Origin of the sequence: Streptomyces sp. SS1-1 (assembly GCF_008973465.1) — a bacterium.
Classification (GTDB): Bacteria; Actinomycetota; Actinomycetes; order Streptomycetales; family Streptomycetaceae; genus Streptomyces.
Genome location: NZ_WBXN01000004.1, coordinates 5,368,976 through 5,391,098, shown reverse-complemented (window position 1 = coordinate 5,391,098; position 22,123 = coordinate 5,368,976). Strand labels below are relative to the sequence as shown.

The window sequence follows — 22,123 nt, the reverse complement described above, 5'->3', positions numbered from 1 at the left end:
GCTAGGACGGCTCCCGCCAGGCGTCTTGTACGTTCTTGCGCTCGCGCTGGTAGGCGCCGGGCGGCACGCCGACGATACGGCTGAAGTGCCGGTTGAGGTGGGGCTGGTCGGTGAAGCCCACGGCGAGCGCGGCCTCGGCGGGTGAGACGCCCGCGTCCAGCATCCGGCGGGCGCGCCGCACGCGCGCGTCGGTCAGCCAGGTGTGCGGCGGCATCCCGTAGGTGTCCCGGAACGCCCGCAGCAAGGCGAAGGGGCTGGTGCCCAGGTCGGCGGCGAGCTTCTCCAGGCTGGGCGGCCCGGCCATGCGGCGTTCGAGCACCTCACGCGCGCGTGCCGCGACGCGGGCACCGGCCGACCGCACCTCGCGCTGCGGCAGCGCGCCGCCGTTCAGCCGCAGCAGCCGGGTCACGGCGACCCGCAGCAGGGTGTCGGCGGCCAGCGCGTTGCCCTCGTCGGCGGCCCGCAGGACCTGGTGGACCAGGGACACGGCGTACGGGTCGTCCAGCACCGGCCGTACGAACCCGGGCGTCCCCTTGATCGACGTCGTCTCGGCGGCGATCTCCGCGACGACCTGCGGGGAGGGGTAGACCGCCCCGTACCGCCAGCCCTCGGGGACTCCGGCCCGCCCGGTGTGGGGCGTGTCCGGGTTGACCAGCGCGAGCGCCCCGGCTCCGGCGTACTGGTCGGCGCCCCGGTGGTGGAAGACCTCCACGCCGTCGGCGATCGCGGCGATCACGAAGTGCTCGTGGGTGTGCCGTACGAACGCCTTGCGGATGTAGTGGGCGCGCAGCAGGTCGACGTCGGGCAGCTCGGCGTACCGCCAATGCCGTGCCTTCTCACCGTGCCCTGCCATGCCCCCATTGTCCGCGACCCTCGCCCCTCCCTCGTCCGCGCCCGTCCCACCCGTTCGCCGAACGGTGCGAGGGAGCCGCCCGCGGCACCGGCTCGACGGCATCGACGCAGGTCAGCCGTATTGTCAGTCCCCGGGTGCAGGATGGATGCATGGTCAGCGATCCGCAGCGAGCCCTGGACGGCTTCTCCCCCGCGACCCGTGGCTGGTTCACGGGTGCCTTCTCCGCGCCCACCGCGGCGCAGGCGGGCGCGTGGCAGGCCATCCACGAGGGCTCGGACGTGCTGGTCGTGGCCCCCACCGGTTCCGGCAAGACGCTGGCCGCGTTCCTCGCCGCCCTGGACCAGCTGGCCTCGACGCCCCCGCCGGCCGACCCGAAGAAGCGCTGCCGGGTCCTGTACGTCTCCCCGCTGAAGGCCCTCGCCGTGGACGTGGAGCGCAATCTGCGCAGCCCGCTGACCGGCATCCGCCAGGAGTCCGTCCGGCTGGGCCTGCCCGAGCCGGAGATCAAGGTCGGCATCCGTTCCGGTGACACCCCGGCGGCGGAGCGGCGGGCGCTGTCGACGCGGCCCCCGGACATCCTGATCACCACGCCCGAGTCCCTGTTCCTCATGCTGACGTCGTCGACCCGCGACGCGCTGACCGGCATCGACACGGTGATCCTGGACGAGGTGCACGCGGTGGCGGGCACCAAGCGCGGCGCCCATCTCGCGCTGAGCCTGGAGCGCCTGGACGAGCTCCTGCCGAAGCCGGCGCGGCGGATCGGCCTGTCCGCGACCGTCCGCCCGGTCGACGAGATCGCCCGCTATCTCTCGCCGCGCCGGAAGGTGGAGATCGTCCAGCCGGCGTCGGGCAAGGAGTTCGACCTGTCCGTCGTCGTCCCGGTGGAGGACCTGGGCGAGCTGGGCGGCTCCCCGGTGGCCGACGGCTCCGAAGGCAAGGAGCGCCCCTCGATCTGGCCGCATGTCGAGGAGCGGATCACCGACCTCGTCCAGTCGCACCGCTCCACGATCGTCTTCGCCAACTCCCGCAGGCTCGCGGAGCGGCTGTGCAACCGCCTGAACGAGATCGCCTACGAGCGGGCCACCGGCGAGCCCCTGGACGAGCACCACTCCCCGGCGGAGCTGATGGGCGGTTCCGGCGCCGCCCAGGGCGCGCCCGCGGTCATCGCCCGCGCCCATCACGGCTCGGTCTCCAAGGAGCAGCGCGCCCTGGTGGAGGAGGACCTCAAGGCGGGCCGGCTCCCCGCGGTCGTCGCCACCTCCAGCCTCGAGCTGGGCATCGACATGGGCGCGGTGGACCTCGTCGTCCAGGTCGAGTCGCCGCCGTCCGTGGCGTCGGGCCTGCAGCGCGTGGGCCGCGCGGGACACCAGGTCGGGGCCGTCTCCACGGGCGTGGTCTTCCCGAAGTACCGGGGCGACCTCGTGCAGGCCGCCGTGGTCACCGAGCGCATGCGCACGGGCGCCATCGAGTCGCTGCGCGTCCCGGCGAACCCGCTGGACGTCCTGGCGCAGCAGCTGGTCGCCATGACGGCGATGGACACCTGGCAGTTCGACGACCTCCTCGCGCTGGCCCGCCGGGCCGCCCCCTTCGCGTCGCTGCCGGAGTCGGCGTTCACGGCGGTCCTCGACATGCTCGCGGGCCGCTATCCGTCGGACGCCTTCGCGGAGCTGCGCCCGCGCGTGGTGTGGGACCGGGTCGCCGGGACCGTCACCGGCCGGCCGGGCGCCCAGCGCCTCGCGGTCACCTCGGGCGGCACGATCCCCGACCGGGGCCTGTTCGGGGTGTTCCTCGCCGGTTCCGACCCGAAGAAGGGCGGCGGCCGGGTCGGCGAGCTGGACGAGGAGATGGTCTACGAGTCCCGTGTCGGCGACGTCTTCACGCTGGGTACCAGCTCGTGGCGCATCGAGGACATCACGCGTGACCGGGTGCTGGTCTCCCCCGCTCCGGGTGTGCCGGGCCGCCTGCCCTTCTGGAAGGGCGACCAGCTGGGCCGTCCGCTGGAGCTGGGCCGCGCGGTGGGCGCGTTCCTGCGCGAGGTCGGGTCGCTGTCGAAGGAGGACGCCCGGCTCCGCCTGGTCACCGCGGGCCTGGACGCCTGGGCCGCGGACAACGTGCTGTCGTACCTGGACGAGCAGCGCGAGGCGTGCGGTCACATCCCGGACGACCGCACGATCGTCGTCGAGCGCTTCCGGGACGAGCTGGGCGACTGGCGGGTGGTCGTGCACTCCCCCTTCGGCGCCCAGGTGCACGCTCCCTGGGCGCTCGCCCTGGGCGCGAAGCTGTCCGAGCGCTACGGCATGGACGCGCAGGTCATGCATGCCGACGACGGCATCGTGCTGCGCCTGCCGGACGCCGACCTCATGGGCCTCGACCTGCTGGACCAGGAGCCCCGCAAGGCCGGCACGGAGTACGACGGCGACCAGGCGCCCGTCGGCGCGGCGGACGTCGTCTTCGACAAGGGTGACGTCGACCAGGTCGTCACCGACCAGGTCGGCGGCTCGGCGCTGTTCGCGTCCCGCTTCCGCGAGTGCGCCGCGCGGGCCCTGCTGCTGCCGCGCCGCAACCCCGGCAAGCGCACCCCGTTGTGGCAGCAGCGTCAGCGTGCCGCGCAACTGCTGGAGGTGGCCAGCGAGTTCGGTTCGTTCCCGATCGTCCTGGAGGCGGTCCGCGAGTGCCTGCAGGACGTCTTCGACGTCCCCGGGCTCGTGGAGCTGATGGGCGACCTGGAGTCCCGCAAGGTGCGGCTCGTCGAGGTCACCACGCCCGAGCCGTCCCCCTTCGCGCGTTCCCTCCTCTTCGGGTACGTCGCCCAGTTCCTGTACGAGGGGGACTCGCCGCTCGCCGAGCGCCGCGCCGCCGCCCTGTCGCTCGACTCACGGCTGCTGGCCGAGCTGCTCGGGCAGGCGGAGCTGCGGGAGCTGCTGGACGCCGAGGTGCTGACCGAGCTGGAGCGCGAGCTGCAGTGGCTCACCGAAGACCGCCGGATCAAGGACGTCGAGGGCGTCGCGGACCTTCTGCGCCTCCTCGGCCCGCTCACGGACGCCGAGCTGGCCGAGCGCGGCGCGGACCCGGCGTGGGCGCGGGAGCTGGCCGGTGCCCGCCGCGCGATCAAGGTGCGCATCGGCGGCGCCGACCACTGGGCGGCCATCGAGGACGCGGGCCGCCTGCGCGACGCGCTGGGCACGGCGCTGCCCGTCGGTGTCCCGGAGGCCTTCACCGAGCCGGTCAAGGACCCCCTCGGCGACCTCCTCGCGCGGTACGCCCGCACCCACGGCCCGTTCACGTCGGCGACGGCCGCGGCCCGCTTCGGGCTGGGCGTGGCGGTCACCGAGGGCGCGCTGCAGCGGCTGGCGGCGAGCGGGCGCGTGGTGCAGGGCGAGTTCCATCCGGCCGGCATCGGTCAGGAATGGTGCGACGCCACGGTTCTGCGACGCCTGCGCCGCCGCTCCCTCGCCGCGCTGCGGCACGAGCTGGAGCCGGTGCCGCCGGGCGCGCTCGCCCAGTTCCTGCCGCAGTGGCAGCACATCGGCAAGGGCCACGGCCTGCGCGGGATCGACGGACTGGTCCGTGCCATCGAGCAGTTGCAGGGCGCCTCCGTGCCCGCGTCCGCGCTGGAGAAGCTGGTCCTGCCGTCGCGGGTCGCCGGGTACCAGCCGGCCATGCTCGACGAGCTGACGGCCGCCGGTGAGGTCGTCTGGGCGGGCGCGGGCTCGCTGCCGGGCAAGGACGGCTGGGTCTCCCTCTACATGGCGGACACGGCGCCCCTGCTGCTGCCGCAGCCCCACCCCCTGGAGCTGACGCCGCTCCACCAGTCGGTCCTGGACACCCTGTCCGGCGGCTACGGCCTGTTCTTCCGTCAGATCGCCGACCAGGTCCGCGCCACCACCCACCCGGAAGCGACCGACCCGCAGCTCGCGGACGCCCTCTGGGAGCTGGCCTGGTCGGGCCGGCTGACCAACGACACGCTCGCGCCGATGCGTTCACTGCTGGGCTCGGGCCGCACCGCGGGCTCCACGGCCCACCGCGCCAAGCGCACGGTCCCGCGCGGGCGGTACGGCTCACTGACCGCCGCTGCCCGCACGGCCTCCCGTACCGGCCCGCCGACCGTCGCCGGCCGCTGGTCCCTGCTGCCCCCGCTCGAACCGGACCCGACCGTCCGGGCCCACGCCCTGGCCCGCACCCTGCTGGACCGGCACGGCGTGGTGACGCGCGGCGCGGTCGCCGCCGAGGGGGTCGAGGGCGGCTTCTCGGCGGTGTACCGCATCCTGGCCGCCTTCGAGGAGAGCGGCCAGGCCCGGCGCGGTTATGTGGTGGAGGGGCTGGGCGCCGCCCAGTTCGCGATGGACGGCGCGGTGGACCGGCTGCGCGCGGTGTCCAACGCCCGCGACCGCGGGGAGGGCCTGCCCGGCCCGCCCGCGCCGGGCACCGACGGCTTCGGCGGCCCCCCGGCCGGCCCGGACGCCCCGGACGGCGACCCGTCCTACGACATCCCCGACCTCGACCACGACTTCCTCGACGCGCACCTGGACCGGCTCAAGCCGGACGAGTACGTCTCGCCCCTGGACCGCGCCGCCGGCGACCGCCGGGGACCGAACGCCCCGTGGCGGAACGGCGCCCGCCGCAACCGCCCCGCCCCGGACACCCGGGCCGTCGTCCTCGCGGCGGCCGACCCGGCGAACGCGTACGGTGCGGCCCTCCCCTGGCCCGAGCCGCCCACCGGCGCCGGGCACAAGCCGGGCCGCAAGGCGGGCTCGCTCGTGGTCCTGGTCGACGGGGAGCTCACGCTCTACATGGAGCGCGGCGGGAAGACCCTGCTCGCCTGGCCGTCGGCCCCGGAGACCGAGCCTTCCGACGACCCCCGGCTGCGGGCCGCCGCCGAAGCCCTGGCGGCCGCCGCCTCGGCGGGTTCCCTCGGCACGGTCACGGTGGAGCGGGTGAACGGCGCCCAGGCCCTGACGTCCCCCGTGGGCACGCTCCTGGAGGCGGCGGGCTTCATCGCGACCCCGCGAGGGCTCCGCCTCCGTGCCTGACCACCCGGCCACCCCAGGCACCGCCGGCACCGCAACGACCACAGGCACCGCGGGACCGGCTCCCCGGCATGCTCCCCGCCCCCTCGTGTCACCCTTGAGTCATGCCCGAGGGTGACACGGTCTGGCAGGCGGCGAAGCGGCTCCACGCCGCCCTCGCGGGCCGTGTGCTGGCCCTCAGCGACTTCCGGGTGCCGAAGTTCGCCCTGGTCGACCTGTCGGGCCGTACCGTCCTGGACGTCACCGCGCGGGGCAAGCACCTCCTCACCCGGGTCGAGGGGGGCGTGACGATCCACTCGCACCTCGGCATGGAGGGGTCCTGGCGGATCTTCGCCGACGGGGAGCGCTGGACGGGCGGTCCCGTGCACCAGATCCGGGCGGTCCTGACCACCGCTCCCGCCCCGGACGCGGCCACCGCCGAGGCACGCCCGGCCCGTACGGCCGTCGGCTACCGCCTGCCCGTCCTGGAGGTGCTGCGCACCGCCGAGGAGGACACGGTGGTCGGGCACCTCGGCCCGGACCTGCTGGGCCCGGACTGGGACCCGGACCGCGCCCTGGCCAACCTGCTCGCCGACCCGGACCGAGCGCTCGGCGAGGCCCTGCTGGACCAGCGCAATCTCGCCGGGGTCGGCAATGTCTACAAGAGCGAGATCTGCTTCCTGCTGCGGGTCACCCCCTGGCTGCCGGTCGGCGCGCTCCCCGCCGAGCACACCGCCCAACTGCCTCTGCTCACCAAGAAACTGCTGGAGGCAAACCGCGACCGCCCGGTCCGCAAGACCACGGGCCTGCGCGGCCAGGACCTCTTCGTGTACGGCCGCGCGCGGCGTCCCTGTGTGCGCTGCGGCACCCGGATCCGGGTGGCGCAGCAGGGCGACGGCTCCCGTGACCGCCCCACCTACTGGTGCCCTCACTGCCAGGCGGGCCCGGCCCCGGCCGGCACACCCCGGCGCCCCGGAGACCGCGACCGCACGCGTAGTTGACGACCCGTCAGATACGTCTCATCGGTCCCCTCTTGTCCGTCACGGCGTACGACCTCACCGGCCGCACCGCGTTCGTCACCGGTGCCGCCGGGGGCATCGGCCGCGCCTCGGCCGTCCTGCTCTCCCGGGCCGGTGCCACCGTGCACCGCGCCGACCGCGATGCCCGCGGCCTGCGCGAGACGGCGGACCTGATCGAGGCGGCCGGCGGCAGCGCCCGCATCCACCCCTTGGACGTCACCGACCGCGCGCGGCTCCACGATGCCGTCGCCTCCTGCGAACGGCTGGACGTGCCGGCGGCATTCGCCGGGATCATGCAGCAGCCCCATCCTGGACACCCGTGACGAGGACCTGGACCGGGTGCTGGACGTCGATTCCATGGGCGTGCTGTACGCCTGCCAGGAGGCCTCCCTCGCCATGCCCGATCGGGGCGCCGGCGGCAGCTCGTCACGATGGCCTCGGGCGCCGTGGACACCGGGGCGCCCGGCCCGCTCGCGTACGGCGCGGCCAAGGCGGCCGTGGTCCAGCTGACGAAGACCCTCGCGGCGGAGCCGGGCCCGCACGGCATCCGTGTGAACGCGCTCGCCCCGGGCTGGATCCGCACCCCCATGACCGACCGGCACGACGACGCCGTCCAGGCGCGGACGGAGTCGTCCATGGCGTGGCTGTCCCCGCTGGGCCGCGTCGGGCAACCGGAGGTCGTCGCGCACACGGTGCTTCATCTGGCGTCCGACGCCTCGTCGTTCACGACGGGGCAGATCCTGCGCCCGAACGGTGGTGTGGCGATGCCGTGGTAGCGCGGCCCACCCGCCAGGCCCGCACCCACCGCTTGGCGTCGACGGCGCCGTCCGCCTGGTCCTTCGGCTCGCAGTGCACCGGCAGCACGCTCAGACCCCAGCCACCGGCGGCGACGGCCGCCTCCAGCGCTCCCGCGCCCGGTACGCACACGAGCCGCACCACGGCCCACCACCACAGCGCCGAGCCCCCCAGAGCCACCCCCCAGCGCGCTATGGGCCGTGCCATCCGCTCACCTCCAGCCCGGCGCCGGACCGCGCCTCGCGCCACCAGGGGGCGTACACGGCGCGGGCGACCTCGTCACCGCGCGTCGATGCGCCGTCACACGTCCACCCTGACCGGCGCACGGCACCTCGGCAAGCGCGCCCCGGCGGCGCACGGGAGCCCGGACAGCACGAAACCCCGACCCGCACTCTCCAGATCCGACTGGAGGAGCCCTGGCCGGGGCCTCACACCACACCTCAGCGCATGGTCAGTTCACACGCACGAGTGGCACCGTCACGCGGCGACCACGTCCACCGCTTCGGACGGCGCCTTGATGGTCACCCGTTCCGGTGGCACACCGGTCACCGATACGGAACCCAGCATCGGACGGACCGACGTGGGAACAGGTTCGCTGGGGGTGGCCGCAGCAGACTGGGCCAGCTCGGCGAGGGCGAGCTCGTCGCTCACTTCCCGCATGAGCTCGGACATCCGTACGTCCAGCGCGTCGCAGATCGCGGCGAGCAGCTCGGAGGAAGCCTCCTTCTGCCCCCGCTCCACCTCGGAGAGATAGCCGAGCGAGACTCGGGCGGACGAGGAGACTTCGCGCAGAGTACGGCCCTGGCGCTGGCGCTGCCGACGCAGCACGTCACCCAGCAGGCGACGGAGCAGAATCATCGGTGGCTCCCTCCTCGGACCGCGTAGCCGCATCCTTCACGCCCCACCGTACCGCCTCGCGCCGCGGCCGTGCGGGGAGCGATGTCGTGTTCACTCAGGGCTGCAAACATCAAAACCCCCCGTTCCGTTCCGTATCCTGTGTCCGCTCATTCCCACTGTGTTCGCCCGCCAGCTCCCTCAGAAGCAGTGCGAGCACGCTCCGTACACTCTCCATACGAATTTCCGCCCGGCCGCCGTTCAACCGCAGGGCCTCCACTTTTCCGCCACCGGCGGAACCGGAACCCGGACGGACGGGGCCGTCCACGGCCACGAAGACGGTGCCCACGGGCTGTCCGTCCTGCGGATCGGGCCCGGCCACACCCGTCGTGGCGATGCCCCAGTCGGCTCCCAGCGCCTCGCGCACGCCGGCCGCCATCTCCGCCGCGACCTGCGCGTCCACCGCTCCGCGCCGCTCCAGCAGGCCGGCGTCCACGCCGAGCAGCCGGTGCTTGAGCTCGGTGGCGTAGGCGGTCACCGAGCCGCGGAAGACCTTGGACGCTCCCGGAACGCCGGTGATGTCCGCCGCGACCAGGCCGCCGGTCAGCGACTCGGCGACGGCAAGGGTCTCGCCCTTCACCGTGAGTAGTCGCACGACGTCCGCGGCGCGAGAGTTCACGCTTCGGTCTCCTCCAACGCCGCCCTGCGCTCAGCGATTCCCTGCCGCCTCAGCACAATGGCCTGTCTCACATAGTCGAGTCCGGTCACCACCGTCAGCACGACGGCGGCGGCCATCACCCACCAGCGCAGCGTCGCCAGCCACCCCGTCAGCGCCAGGATGTACATGCCGACGGCCACGCCCTGGGTGAGCGTCTTCAGCTTGCCACCGCGGCTCGCCGGGATGACGCCGTACCGGATGACGATGAAACGCAGCAGGGTGATCCCGAGTTCCCGGCCGAGGATGACGCCGGTGACCCACCACGGCAGATCGCCGAGGCCGGACAGGCAGATGAGGGCGGCCCCCATGATCGCCTTGTCCGCGATGGGGTCGGCGATCTTGCCGAAGTCCGTGACCAGGTCGTACGCCCGGGCCAGATGCCCGTCGAACAGGTCGGTGATCATGGCGATGGCGAAGGCGGCCCAGGCGAACGAGCGCCAGGCGGGGTCGTAGCCGCCGTCGGCCAGCATCAGCGCGACGAACGCCGGCACGAGGACCAGCCGGAGCATGGTCAGCAGATTGGCGATGTTCCAGATGCTCGCCTGGTTGACGGCCGCGGCCGCGATCTTGGCGCCCCGCGGGGTCCTGCCGTCGCCCTCGGCACCCTGGTCGGCGCCCGCGGGCCGGGGCGCACCGGCCTGGGACGCACCCGTCGGGTTCGCCTTCCCCGTCGTACCCACCGCGCTCACCTTGCCCGTCGCACCCGCCGGGGAGGGGCCGCCCGCGGCGGACGCCGGTACTCCGGTCATCTGCCCGACTCCTCACTACACGCGAGCGTGCCCGGGAGCGGTTCGGCCACCAGATCGACACCTTCGGTGCCGACCACCTTCGCCTCGACCATACGACCGATGCTCAGACCCGCGCCGCTCGTGAGCAGCACCTGGCCGTCCGTCTCCGGCGCCTGGTGCGCACCGCGCCCGTGCACGCCGTCCTCGTCGATGGACTCGACGAGCACCTGCACGGTCTCGCCGAGGCGCTCCTCGGCGCGCTGCGACACCAGTTCCTCGGCCAGCCGGGACACCCGGGCCAGCCGCTCGGCGACGACGTCCTCGGGCAGCTTGCCGTCGTAGGTGGCGGCCTCGGTGCCCTCCTCGTCGGAGTAGCCGAAGACGCCGATCGCGTCGAGGCGGGCCCCGGTCAGGAAGCGCTCCAGCTCGGCGAGGTCGGCCTCGGTCTCGCCGGGGAAGCCCACGATGAAGTTGGAGCGCACTCCGGCCTGGGGCGCCTTGCCGCGGATGGTGTCGAGCAGTTCCAGGAAGCGGTCGGTGTCGCCGAAGCGGCGCATCGCGCGCAGCACGTCGGGCGCGGAGTGCTGGAAGGACAGGTCGAAGTAGGGGGCGACCTTCGGCGTCGACGTCAGGACGTCGATCAGACCGGGCCGCATCTCGGCCGGCTGGAGGTAGCTGACGCGGACCCGCTCGAGGCCGTCGACCTCGGCGAGCTCGGGCAGCAGGGACTCCAGCAGCCGGATGTCCCCCAGGTCCTTGCCGTACGAGGTGTTGTTCTCGGAGACCAGCATGATCTCCTTGACGCCCTGCTCGGCGAGCCACCGCGTCTCGTTCAGCACGTCGCTCGGGCGGCGCGAGATGAAGGAGCCGCGGAAGGACGGGATGGCGCAGAAGGAGCAGCGCCGGTCGCAGCCGGAGGCGAGCTTCACGGAGGCGACGGGGGCACCGTCGAGGCGGCGGCGCAGGGGCGCGCGCGGACCGGAGGCCGGGGCGAGCCCGTCCGGAAGGTCGGCGGGCGCGTGTCCGGGCAGCGCGACGCCGGCCGCGGACTCCTGCCGCTCGGCGGGGCTGATGGGCAGCAGCTTGCGCCGGTCGCGCGGGGTGTGCGCGGCGTGGATGCCGCCGGACAGGATGGTCTGGAGGCGGTCGGAGATGTCGGCGTAGTCGTCGAAGCCGAGCACGCCGTCGGCCTCGGGAAGGGCCTCGGCGAGGTCCTTCCCGTAGCGCTCGGCCATGCAGCCCACCGCCACGACGGCCTGGGTTCTCCCGTGGCCCTTGAGATCGTTGGCCTCCAGGAGGGCGTCGACGGAGTCCTTCTTGGCGGCGTCGACGAAGCCGCAGGTGTTGACGACGGCGACGTCCGCGTCGGCGGCGTCCTCCACGAGGTCCCAGCCGTCCGCCTCCAAACGGCCTGCGAGCTCCTCCGAGTCCACCTCGTTGCGGGCGCAGCCAAGAGTGACGAGTGCGACGGTACGGCGTTCAGGCATGGGCTCAAGACTACTTCGTCCCACTGACGGCCCACGTCGACGGGGTTGGCCGATCCCGGCCAACCCCGTCCACGGCTCACCCTGTCGTCCGTATCTATCCGGCCTGCGGGTCGCCCTTGGTGTAGGTCAGGCGCTCCACGGCGCCCGGCTGCCAGTCGTCCTCGATCTTCTTGCCGTTGACGTACAGGTCGATCGCGCCGGCGTCACCGAGGACCAGGTTGATCTTCTCGCTGTCCTGGAAGGTCTTGCTGTCGCCCCGCTTGAGGAGGCCGTCGAAGAGCAGCCGCCCGTTGTGGTCCTTGGCGGCCACCCAGCTGCGTCCGTCGGCGGCGCTGACCTGCACGGTCACCTTGTCCTGCGGGACGGCGGCGATGGCGCTGTCGGAGGGCTCGGGCTTGGGGTCCTTCGGCTTGTCGGCCTTCGGGGTCGGCGTGCTCTTGTCGGCCGACGGCGTCGAGCCGCCCTCGGCGACGGCGGACTTCCCGCCCTCGTCCTCGCCGCCCTTGAAGGCGGTGAAGCCGACGAACCCGACGACGGCGACGATCGCGGCGACCATGGCCGCGGTCCAGTTCGGCCCGCGCCGCTCGGGACGGATGCGCTCCGCCTCGAACAGGGGGGCCGCCGGGGTGGGCGCCGGCCGTCCGCCGTGGGAGGCGTCGTACTGCGCGAGCAGCGGGGCCGGATCGAGGTGGACGGCCTTGGCCAGGGTCCGGATGTGGCCACGGGCGTACACGTCGCCACCACAGGGGGCGAAGTTGTCCGCCTCGATGGCCTGCACGATGGCGATGCGGACCCGGGTGGCGGTGCTGACGTCGTCGACGGTCAGCCCGGCGTCGAGACGGGCCTGCCGCAGGGCATGCCCGATCGAGGGCCGGGAGTCGTCGGACTCGTCGTCGAACGGACGCTCGTCTTCAGGGGAGTTGCCGATGGACACGGGGGCGCCTTTCGAGCGTTGAGCCACCTGTGCTGGAGGTTCAGTCTAGGGGGGCGACAAAAGGGTGGGGCAAGCGGGCGGTGGGACTTTGTACGCCATCGGAAGGGCCGGACACGCCGATGGCGGCCAAGAGTTTGTCGTTTCGCTCAACTTGACGTACGTCGAAGGGAAACGGTTGCTCAATGATCCCCTACGGGTGAGTCACGATCAGGCATCGACTCATCGCCTACCCGGCCCGCTCGCCACCAAGGGTCCGCTTTTCCCCGGGGGACACATTCAAGCCTCCCCGCGGATCACCGCGAGCACGCCGTCCAGCTCGTCGGCCTTCACGAGGACGTCCCGTGCCTTCGACCCCTCGCTCGGCCCCACGATGCCGCGCGACTCCATGAGGTCCATCAGGCGCCCCGCCTTGGCGAACCCGACCCGCAGCTTGCGCTGGAGCATGGACGTCGAGCCGAACTGCGTGGACACGACCAGCTCGGCGGCCTGACAGAGCAGGTCGAGGTCGTCGCCGATCTCCTCGTCGATCTCCTTCTTCTGCTTGGTCCCGACGACCACGTCGTCCCGGAAGACGGGCGCCATCTGGTCCTTGCAGTGCTGGACGACGGCCGCGACCTCCTCCTCGGTCACGAACGCGCCCTGCATACGGGTCGGCTTGTTCGCGCCCATGGGCAGGAACAGGCCGTCGCCCTTGCCGATCAGCTTCTCGGCGCCCGGCTGGTCGAGGATGACCCGGGAGTCGGCGAGCGAGGAGGTGGCGAACGCGAGCCGCGAGGGCACGTTCGCCTTGATCAGTCCGGTGACGACGTCGACCGAGGGCCGCTGGGTGGCGAGCACCAGGTGGATGCCGGCCGCGCGCGCGAGCTGCGTGATGCGCACGATGGCGTCCTCCACGTCCCGCGGCGCGACCATCATCAGGTCGGCGAGCTCGTCCACGATGACCAGCAGGTACGGGTAGGGCTGGAGCTCGCGCTCGCTGCCCTCCGGGGCCTTCACCTTGCCGCTGCGGACGGCCTGGTTGAAGTCGTCGATGTGCCGGTAGCCGTAGGCCGCCAGGTCGTCGTACCGCAGGTCCATCTCGCGGACGACCCACTGCAGGGCCTCGGCGGCCCGCTTCGGATTGGTGATGATCGGCGTGATCAGGTGCGGGATGCCCTCGTAGGCGGTCAGCTCGACGCGCTTGGGGTCGACCAGGACCATGCGGACGTCCTCCGGGGTCGCCCGCATCATGACCGAGGTGATCAGGCAGTTGATGCAGGACGACTTTCCGGAACCGGTCGCACCGGCGACCAGGACATGCGGCATCTTGGCGATGTTCGCCATGACGTAGCCGCCCTCGACGTCCTTGCCGAGCGCGACCAGCATCGGGTGGTCGTCCTCGGCGGCCGCGGCGAGCCGCAGCACGTCACCGAGGTTGACCATCTCGCGGTCGGTGTTGGGGATCTCGATGCCGACGGCGGACTTCCCGGGGATCGGGCTGATGATCCGCACGTCGGGGCTGGCGACGGCGTACGCGATGTTCTTGGTGAGCGCGGTGATGCGCTCGACCTTGACGGCCGGCCCCAGCTCGACCTCGTAGCGCGTGACCGTCGGCCCGCGCGTGAAGCCGGTGACGCGGGCGTCGACCTTGAACTCGGTGAAGACGGTCGTGAGCGACGCGACGACGGCGTCATTGGCGGCGCTGCGCGACTTCCCCGGACCGCCGCGCTCGAGCAGGTCGAGGGACGGCAGCGCGTAGGTGATGTCCCCGGACAGCTGCAGCTGCTCCGCGCGCGGGGGCAGATCGCGGATCTCGTCGGGTACGGGCGCGGCCTTGGTGAGGTCGGGGACCTCGGTCCTGGTGACGTCGGCGGCGGGCTTCGTCCTGGGCAGCCGGTCCTGCTCGGGCCGGGCCGCCGGGACCGGCGTCGGCACGGGCGTGGTCTCCTCGCGGTCGCCCGCGCTGACGCCCTGGGTGAGGTCGGCGACGATCGGCGAGGGCGGCATGCCGTGCATCACGGCGCCGTCGAGCGCGGCCGCCGCGGCGGCGGCGACGTCCACGGCGTCCATGGGACGGTCCATCTCGGGCTGGGGCACCGCGGAGCGCCTGGGACGCCCGCGACGCCGCGAGAGGGCCTCCTGCTCGGCGCCCTCGGGGTCGTACGCCTCAGGGGCGCGGCCCCTCCTGCGCCCGCGCGCGGCGGGCAGCGCCTCGCGCCACTGCTCGTCGTAGCGCTCGTCGTCCTCGGTGTAGTCCTCGTCGTCCTCGGGGTCGGGCAGCAGGCCCAGCTTCACACCGAGCAGCCGCAGCCGCTGCGGGATCGCGTTGACCGGGGTGGCCGTGACGACCAGCAGACCGAACACCGTCAGCAGCACGAGCAGCGGTACGGCCAGGACCTCGCCCATGGCGTACGTCAGCGGGGTCGCCGCACCCCAGCCGATGAGCCCGCCGGCGTCCCTTATGGCCTGCATGCCGGCGCTGCGGGCGGGCGAGCCGACCGCGATGTGGACCTGGCCGAGCACGCCGATGACGAGCGCGGACAGGCCGATGACGATACGGCCGTTGGCCTCGGGCTTCTCGGGGTGCCGGATGAACCGCACGGCGACGACCGCGAGCAGGATCGGCACCAGCAGGTCGAGCCGGCCGAAGGCGCCGGTCACGATGATCTCGACGAGGTCCCCGACGGGGCCCCGCAGATTGGACCAGGTCCCGGCGGCGACGATCAGGGACAGGCCGAGCAGCAGGAGGGCGACGCCGTCCTTGCGGTGGGCGGGGTCGAGGTTCTTCGCGCCCTGCCCTATCCCGCGGAACACGGCGCCGACGGCGTGGGCGAGCCCGAGCCAGATCGCGCGCACGAACCGGTACACGCCCCCGGTGGGGCTGGGCGCCGGCTTGGGCGGGGGCGCGGCTTTGCGGGCCGCTACCTTCTTCGCCGGCGCCTTCTTCGCGGGGGCTTTCCTGGCGGCGGCCTTCTTCGCCGGAGCCTTCGCCGAAGCGGCCGCCTTCTTCGCGGGCGGCTTCTTGGCTGCGGAGGAACGTGAGGCCATGGAGGTGAGGTTACCGGTGGAGGAGACAGTGGACACGTGTGCCCACTGCTTCACCCGTTCGTGTCGCCCGTGCGGAGGCGGCGAACTGACGCCTATTCACACATCGGGACATAGCGCCGCCCGTCATCAACCAGGGCCGCCCCACGGTCAGTTCTGCGACGACACCGACGACGCGTTGCCGGCGCCCGGCTCCAGCGCGTCCAGCGCCCGCCGCAGACCCGTGAGTTTGCGTTCGAGATGGGCCGCCGTGGCCACCGCGGCCGCGTCGGCCGAGTCGTCGTCGAGCTGCTTCGAGAGCGCCTCGGCCTGCTCCTCGACGGCCGCGAGGCGCGCCGACAGCTCGGCGAGCAGCCCGGCGGGCTCCTTGGACTCGGCGCCGGCCGCTTTCCCGCCGTTGCCCTCCAACTGGAGCCGGAGCAGTGCCGCCTGCTCGCGCAGCTGGCAGTTCTTCATGTACAGCTCGACGAACACCGAGACCTTCGCCCGCAGCACCCAGGGGTCGAACGGCTTCGAGATGTAGTCCACCGCGCCCGCCGCGTATCCGCGGAAGGTGTGGTGCGGACCGTGGTTGATCGCGGTGAGGAAGATGATCGGGATGTCCCGGGTCCGTTCCCGTCGCTTGATGTGCGCCGCGGTTTCGAAACCGTCCATTCCCGGCATCTGGACGTCCAGCAGAATGACCGCGAAGTCGTCCGTCAGCAGTGCTTTGAGCGCTTCCTCCCCGGACGATGCCCGCACCAGGGTCTGATCGAGCGCAGAGAGGATCGCCTCCAGCGCCAGCAGATTCTCCGGCCGGTCATCGACCAGGAGGATCTTGGCCTTCTGCACCATGGCCCGCCCTCCTCGCCCCGGCAGTGCACCGGGCTCCGCCCCAGGGGACAGCTCCCTTACGCCGTCCGCCCTCGTGCCGGTCATGGTAGCCGCACCCCGCCTGTCGCCACACCCTGTCACCGCGATGTCACTGTGCACGTAGCAGAAACGTAGCGGGAGACCAGAAGGTTCCCCGAATCCCGCACTTCTACACAGCTTCGAGCACCCTGAGTCAACAAAACCACGGCACCCCGGTCCGTTCCTGTCACTGCTCCCTCATCCACTGGTTCATCACCGTGAGCAGGTGATCGGGGTCCACCGGCTTGGTCACGTAGTCGGACGCGCCCGACTCGATGGCCTTCTCCCGGTCGCCCTTCATCGCCTTCGCGGTGAGCGCGACGATCGGCAGCCCGGCGAACTGTGGCATCCGCCGGATCGCCGTGGTCGTCGCGTACCCGTCCATCTCGGGCATCATGATGTCCATCAGCACGACCGCCACGTCGTCGTGCTGCTCCAGGACCTCGATGCCCTCCCGGCCGTTCTCCGCGTACAGCACGGACAGCCCGTGCTGCTCCAGCACGCTGGTCAGCGCGAAGACGTTACGGATGTCGTCGTCGACGATCAGCACCTTCTCCCCGCCGAAGCGGATGCCCCGCTGCGTCCGGCCCGTCGCGCCGGCGTCGGTGATCGCCGCCCGCGGCTCCGGCTGCGCGGGACGCTGCTCCAGCTCCGCGGCCCGGCGCCGGCGCCGGAAGAGCGCGGCGGCCCCGTTCTGCGTCTCCCGGTACGACCGCACCTCGGCCGGCGTCTCGATCTCGGCGTCGGACAGCTCCGACAGATCGGCCGCCGACGCCACCAGGTCACCCGGGTCCAGGGGCGGCAGCTGCTGCTGATACCCCTGCGGGGGCAGTTCGCTGGGGTGCAGGGGCAAATACAGCGTGAACGTCGATCCACGCCCCGGCTCGCTCTGCGCGTGGATCTCCCCGCCGAGCAGCTGGGCGATCTCCCGCGAGATCGACAGCCCCAGACCCGTACCGCCGTACTTGCGGCTCGTGGTGCCGTCGGCCTGCTTGAACGCCTCGAAGATCACCCGCATCTTGCTCGCGGCGATCCCGATGCCGGTGTCCGTCACCGAGAACGCGATCAGCGGGGCGCCGGCCTCGCTCAGCGACCCGGCCTCCAGCAGCTGCTCCCGGATCGACTGCGGCACGTCCGAGCCCGCGGGCCGGATGACCAGCTCCACCGACCCGGAGTCGGTGAACTTCACCGCGTTGGACAGCAGGTTCCGCAGCACCTGCAGCAGCCGCTGCTCGTCGGTGTGCAGCGTCGCCGGCAGCTCGGGCGAGACCCGCACCGACAGGTCCAGGCCCTTCTCCGCGGTCAGCGGCCGGAACGTGGCCTCCACGTAGTCCACCAGCTGCACCAGCGCGATCCGCGTCGGCGAGACGTCCATCTTGCCCGCCTCGACCTTCGACAGGTCCAGGATGTCGTTGATCAGCTGGAGCAGGTCGGAACCGGCCCCGTGGATCGTCTCGGCGAACTCGACCTGCTTCGGGGAGAGGTTCCCCTCCGCGTTGTCGGCGAGCAGCTTCGCCAGGATCAGCAGCGAGTTGAGCGGCGTGCGCAGCTCGTGCGACATGTTGGCGAGGAACTCGCTCTTGTAGCGCATCGACACCGCGAGCTGCTCGGCGCGCTCCTCCAGCACCTGCCGCGCCTCCTCGATCTCGGTGTTCTTCACCTCGATGTCGCGGTTCTGCTGGGCCAGCAGCTCGGCCTTCTCCTCCAGTTCGGCGTTGGACGCCTGGAGGGCCTTCTGCCGGTTCTCCAACTCGGCCGAGCGCTCCCGCAGTTGCTCGGTCAGCTCCTGCGACTGGCGCAGCAGCACCTCGGTCTTGGTGTTCACCGAGATGGTGTTGACGCTGGTCGCGATCATCTCGGCGATCTGGTTGAGGAAGTCCTTCTGGATCTGCGTGAACGGCGTGAACGAGGCCAGCTCGATCACACCGAGCACCTTGCCCTCGAACAGCACCGGCAGCACGATCACCTGCGCGGGCGGCGCCTCACCGAGCCCGGAGGAGATCTTCAGATAGCCGCTGGGCGCGTTCTCCACCAGGATCGCGCGCTTCTCCAGGGCGGCCGTCCCGATCAGCCCCTCGCCCGGCCGGAACGAGGTCGGCATCGACCCCATCGAGTAGGCGTACGACCCCAGCATCCGCAGCTCGTACTGGTCCTCGCCCTCGGCGCTGATGTCCTTGCCGTCCACCAGGGGCATCGCCAGGAAGAACGCGCCGTGCTGCGCGGAGACCACCGGCGTCAGCTCACTCATGATCAGCGAGGCCACGTCCTCCAGGTCCCGGCGGCCCTGCATCAGCGCCGAGATCCGGGCCAGGTTGCCCTTGAGCCAGTCCTGCTCCTTGTTGGCGATCGTGGTGTCGCGCAGGTTGGCGATCATCTTGTTGATGTAGTCCTGCAGCTCCTGGATCTCGCCGGACGCGTCGACGTCGATCTTCAGGTTCAGGTCGCCGCGGGTCACCGCGGTCGCCACGCGCGCGATGGCACGCACCTGCCGGGTCAGGTTCCCGGCCATCTCGTTCACGGACTCGGTCAGGTCGCGCCAGGTGCCGTCCACGTCACGCACGCGTGCCTGGCCGCCGAGCTGCCCCTCCGTGCCCACCTCGCGGGCGACGCGGGTGACCTCCTCGGCGAACGACGACAGCTGGTCGACCATCGTGTTGATCGTGGTCTTCAGCTCCAGGATCTCGCCCCGGGCGTCGATGTCGATCTTCTTCGTCAGGTCGCCCTTGGCGATGGCCGTCGTGACCATGGCGATGTTGCGGACCTGACCGGTCAGGTTCGACGCCATCTGGTTCACGGACTCCGTGAGGTCCTTCCAGGTGCCGGCCACACCCGGCACATGCGCCTGACCACCGAGGATGCCGTCCGTGCCCACCTCACGGGCCACCTTGGTGACCTGGTCGGCGAACGAACTCAGCGTCTTCACCATCGTGTTGAACGTGTCCGCGAGCTGCGCGACCTCGCCGCGCGCCTCGATCGTCACCGTCCGCGTCAGATCACCGTTGGCGACGGCGGCGGCGACCTGCGAGATGTTCCGCACCTGCATGGTGAGGTTCTTCGCCATCAGGTTCACATTGCCGCTGAGGTCCTTCCAGATGCCCGTGACACCGGGGACGTGCGCCTGCCCGCCCAAGATGCCCTCGGTGCCCACCTCGCGGGCCACCCGGGTCACCTGCTCGGCGAACGACGACAGCTGGTCGACCATCGTGTTGACCGTCGTCACCAGTTCGAGGATCTCGCCCTTGGCGTCGACGGTGATCTTCTTCGACAGGTCGCCCTTGGCGACCGCCGTCGTCACCTCGGCGATCTGGCGCACCTGGATGGTCAGGTTGTTCGCCATGAAGTTCACGGACTGGGTGAGGTCCTTCCAGGTGCCGGAGACCCCCTGCACCTCGGCCTGACCGCCCAGCTCCCCCTCGGTGCCCACCTCACGGGCGACCCTGGTGACCTCCTCCGCGAACGACGACAGCTGGTCCACCATCGTGTTCAGCGTGTTCTTCAGCTCGAGGATCTCCCCGCGCGCGTCCACGGTGATCTTCTGCGAGAGGTCACCGCGCGCGACCGCCGTCGCGACCTGCGCGATGTTGCGGACCTGGGCGGTGAGGTTGCCGGCCATGCCGTTCACGGAGTCCGTGAGGTCCCGCCACACACCGGCGACACCGGGCACCTGCGCCTGCCCGCCGAGCCGTCCCTCGGTGCCCACCTCACGGGCCACCCGGGTCACCTGGTCGGCGAAGCCGGACAGCTGGTCGACCATCGTGTTGATGGTGTTCTTCAGCTCGAGGATCTCCCCGCGCGCGTCCACGTCGATCTTCTGCGACAGGTCACCGCGCGCCACCGCCGTCGTCACCTGGGCGATCTGCCGCACCTGGGACGTCAGGTTGCCGGCCATGAAGTTGACGGAGTCGGTGAGCTCCTTCCAGGTGCCCGACACCCCCGGTACGACGGCCTGACCGCCGAGGCGGCCCTCCGTGCCCACGTCCCGGGCCATCCGCGTCACCTGGTCGGCGAACGACGACAGCTGGTCCACCATCGTGTTCACGGTGTTCTTCAGCTGGAGCATCTCGCCGGACACGTCCACGGTGACCTTCTGCGACAGGTCGCCGTTGGCGACCGCCGTCGTCACCTGCGCGATGTTCCTCACCTGTCCGGTGAGGTTCCGGAACGCCGTGTTGACGGAGTCCGTCAGGTCCTTCCACGTCCCCGCGGCCCCCGGCACCTGCGCCTGGCCGCCCAGCTCACCCTCGACACCGACCTCACGGGCGACCCGGGTCACCTCGCTGCCGAACGACGACAGCTGGTCGACCATGCCGTTGACGGTGTTCTTCAGCTCCAGCATCTCGCCGGCCACGTCGACCGTGACCTTCTGCGAGAGGTCACCACTGGCCACCGCGGTCGTGACCGCCGCGATGTCCCTCACCTGAATGGTCAGATTCCGGAACACCGTGTTGACGGAGTCCGTCAGGTCCTTCCAGGTGCCGGCCGCGCCCGGCACATTCGCCTGACCGCCGAGCTGCCCCTCCGCGCCGACCTCGTTGGCCACACGCGTGACCTCGTCCGCGAAGATCCGCAGCGTCTCGGTCATCTGGTTGATCGTGTCCGCGAGCTGGGCGACCTCGCCCCGCGCCGACACCGTCACCTTCTGCGACAGATCACCGTTGGCGACCGCCGTCGTCACCTGTGAGATACCCCGCACCTGGGCCGTCAGATTGCCGGCCATCAGGTTCACCGAATCGGTGAGGTCCTTCCACACACCCGCCACACCGGGCACCTGCGCCTGGCCGCCCAGCTCGCCCTCGGTGCCCACCTCACGCGCGACGCGCGTCACCTCGGACGAGAACGACGACAGCTGGTCCACCATCGTGTTGACGGTGTTCTTCAGCTCCAGCATCTCGCCGGCCACGTGCACGGTGACCTTGCGCGACAGATCTCCCTTGGCGACCGCCGTCGTCACCAGCGCGATGTCCCGCACCTGAGCGGTCAGCCGGTACGCCATCGTGTTGACGGAGTCCGTCAGGTCCTTCCACGAACCCGACATGCCCCGCACCCGGGCCTGCCCGCCGAGCTTGCCCTCCGTGCCCACCTCGCTGGCCACGCGCGTGACCTCGTCGGTGAACGTCGACAGCTGGTCGACCAGGTTGTTGACGGTACGGCCGACCTTCAGGAACTCGCCCCGCAGCGGATGCCCCGTACCGTCCGGGGCCTGCGTCCGCAGCTCCATCCGCGGCGACAGATCACCCTCGGCCACCGCCGACAGCACCCGCCCGACCTCGGACACCGGCCGGACCAGGTCGTCCACCAGCGCGTTCGAGTTGTCGATCGCGGCCGCCCAGGAGCCCTCACAGGCCCCGGTCTCCAGCCGCTCGGTCAGCTTGCCCTCCCGGCCGACCATCCGGCGCACCCGCGCCAGCTCACCCGTGAGGTGGAGATTGCGGTCGGCCACCTCGTTGAAGACGGCCGCGATCTCCGACATCACGCCGTCGCCGGACACCGTGAGCCGCTTGCGGAAGTTCCCGTCGCGCATCGACACCAGGGCCGCCATCAGCCGGTTCAGGGCCGCCGTGTCCACGGCGGTGGTGCCGCCGCGACTCTTGCGTTCGCTCCTCAGGGACTGTCCGCCTTTCGCGCGCGTCCCAGTGCCCCGCGTCGCTGCGCCAGACTCCACTGTGTCCCTCCCGCAGGGGTCGACCATCACTGTCGTGCTCGGTGCTGCTGCTTCCGCGTACCCGTTGTCCACCGGGTGGCCCGCCCGGACGAACCGGGCCGCACCACGGGCTGCTGCCCACCGGACGCGCCTCACACTCGGCCTGCCCGGACCTTCACCAGAAGCCTGCCCA

The 22,123-nt window shown here is 71.8% G+C and carries 11 protein-coding genes and 1 pseudogene; 3 read left to right on the top strand and 9 right to left on the bottom strand.

All coding sequences use genetic code 11. The annotated features are described in order from the left end of the window. Position 1 precedes the first annotated feature (1 nt). Positions 2–853 (bottom strand): AraC family transcriptional regulator, encoded by an 852-nt coding sequence (locus F8R89_RS26150; protein WP_151786226.1) that lies wholly within the window; start codon positions 851–853, stop codon positions 2–4. Positions 854–1,002: 149 nt separating this feature from the next. Here F8R89_RS26150 and F8R89_RS26145 point away from each other — a divergent pair, with 149 nt between their 5' ends. The 3 genes and pseudogenes from F8R89_RS26145 to F8R89_RS26135 all read left to right on the top strand — a co-directional run bounded on the left by F8R89_RS26145 (position 1,003) and on the right by F8R89_RS26135 (position 7,654). Then, complete coding sequence (locus F8R89_RS26145) at positions 1,003–5,883, top strand: ATP-dependent helicase (RefSeq protein WP_151786225.1); 4,881 nt, start codon at positions 1,003–1,005, stop codon at positions 5,881–5,883. Positions 5,884–5,984: 101 nt separating this feature from the next. Next, a complete protein-coding gene (locus F8R89_RS26140) occupies positions 5,985–6,860 on the top strand; it encodes a DNA-formamidopyrimidine glycosylase family protein (protein ID WP_151786224.1) in 876 nt (291 codons plus the stop codon). After that, positions 6,857–7,654, top strand: a pseudogene (locus F8R89_RS26135) (SDR family NAD(P)-dependent oxidoreductase). The gene F8R89_RS26140 and the pseudogene F8R89_RS26135 overlap by 4 nt, the downstream one beginning before the upstream one ends. Before the next feature lie 496 nt (positions 7,655–8,150). Here F8R89_RS26135 and F8R89_RS26125 read toward each other — a convergent pair. The 8 genes from F8R89_RS26125 to F8R89_RS26090 form a co-directional block, all read right to left on the bottom strand. Then, entirely contained in the window at positions 8,151–8,531 is a 381-nt protein-coding gene (locus F8R89_RS26125; protein ID WP_019756312.1) for a helix-turn-helix domain-containing protein, read from the bottom strand. A gap of 109 nt (positions 8,532–8,640) precedes the next feature. Continuing rightward, a complete protein-coding gene (locus F8R89_RS26120; protein WP_151786222.1) occupies positions 8,641–9,186 on the bottom strand; it encodes a CinA family protein in 546 nt (181 codons plus the stop codon). Beyond that, the gene (gene pgsA / locus F8R89_RS26115; protein WP_151786221.1) at positions 9,183–9,974 is read right to left on the bottom strand and encodes a CDP-diacylglycerol--glycerol-3-phosphate 3-phosphatidyltransferase; all 792 of its coding nucleotides are present in this window, start codon (positions 9,972–9,974) and stop codon (positions 9,183–9,185) included. The genes F8R89_RS26120 and pgsA overlap by 4 nt, the downstream gene beginning before the upstream one ends. Next, entirely contained in the window at positions 9,971–11,440 is a 1,470-nt protein-coding gene (rimO, locus tag F8R89_RS26110; protein ID WP_151786220.1) for a 30S ribosomal protein S12 methylthiotransferase RimO, read from the bottom strand. The genes pgsA and rimO overlap by 4 nt, the downstream gene beginning before the upstream one ends. Before the next feature lie 94 nt (positions 11,441–11,534). Further along, the gene (locus F8R89_RS26105; protein ID WP_151786219.1) at positions 11,535–12,374 is read right to left on the bottom strand and encodes a helix-turn-helix domain-containing protein; all 840 of its coding nucleotides are present in this window, start codon (positions 12,372–12,374) and stop codon (positions 11,535–11,537) included. Positions 12,375–12,650: 276 nt separating this feature from the next. Further along, on the bottom strand, positions 12,651–15,401 hold the full coding sequence (locus F8R89_RS26100) for a DNA translocase FtsK (RefSeq protein ID WP_151786218.1): 2,751 nt from the start codon (positions 15,399–15,401) through the stop codon (positions 12,651–12,653). 147 nt (positions 15,402–15,548) lie between these two features. Continuing rightward, positions 15,549–16,232, bottom strand: coding sequence for a two-component system response regulator (locus tag F8R89_RS26095; protein WP_062673055.1), 684 nt, complete (start codon positions 16,230–16,232; stop codon positions 15,549–15,551). Positions 16,233–16,476: 244 nt separating this feature from the next. Next, a complete protein-coding gene (locus F8R89_RS26090) occupies positions 16,477–21,951 on the bottom strand; it encodes a HAMP domain-containing protein (RefSeq protein ID WP_151786217.1) in 5,475 nt (1,824 codons plus the stop codon). Positions 21,952–22,123: the final 172 nt, after the last annotated feature.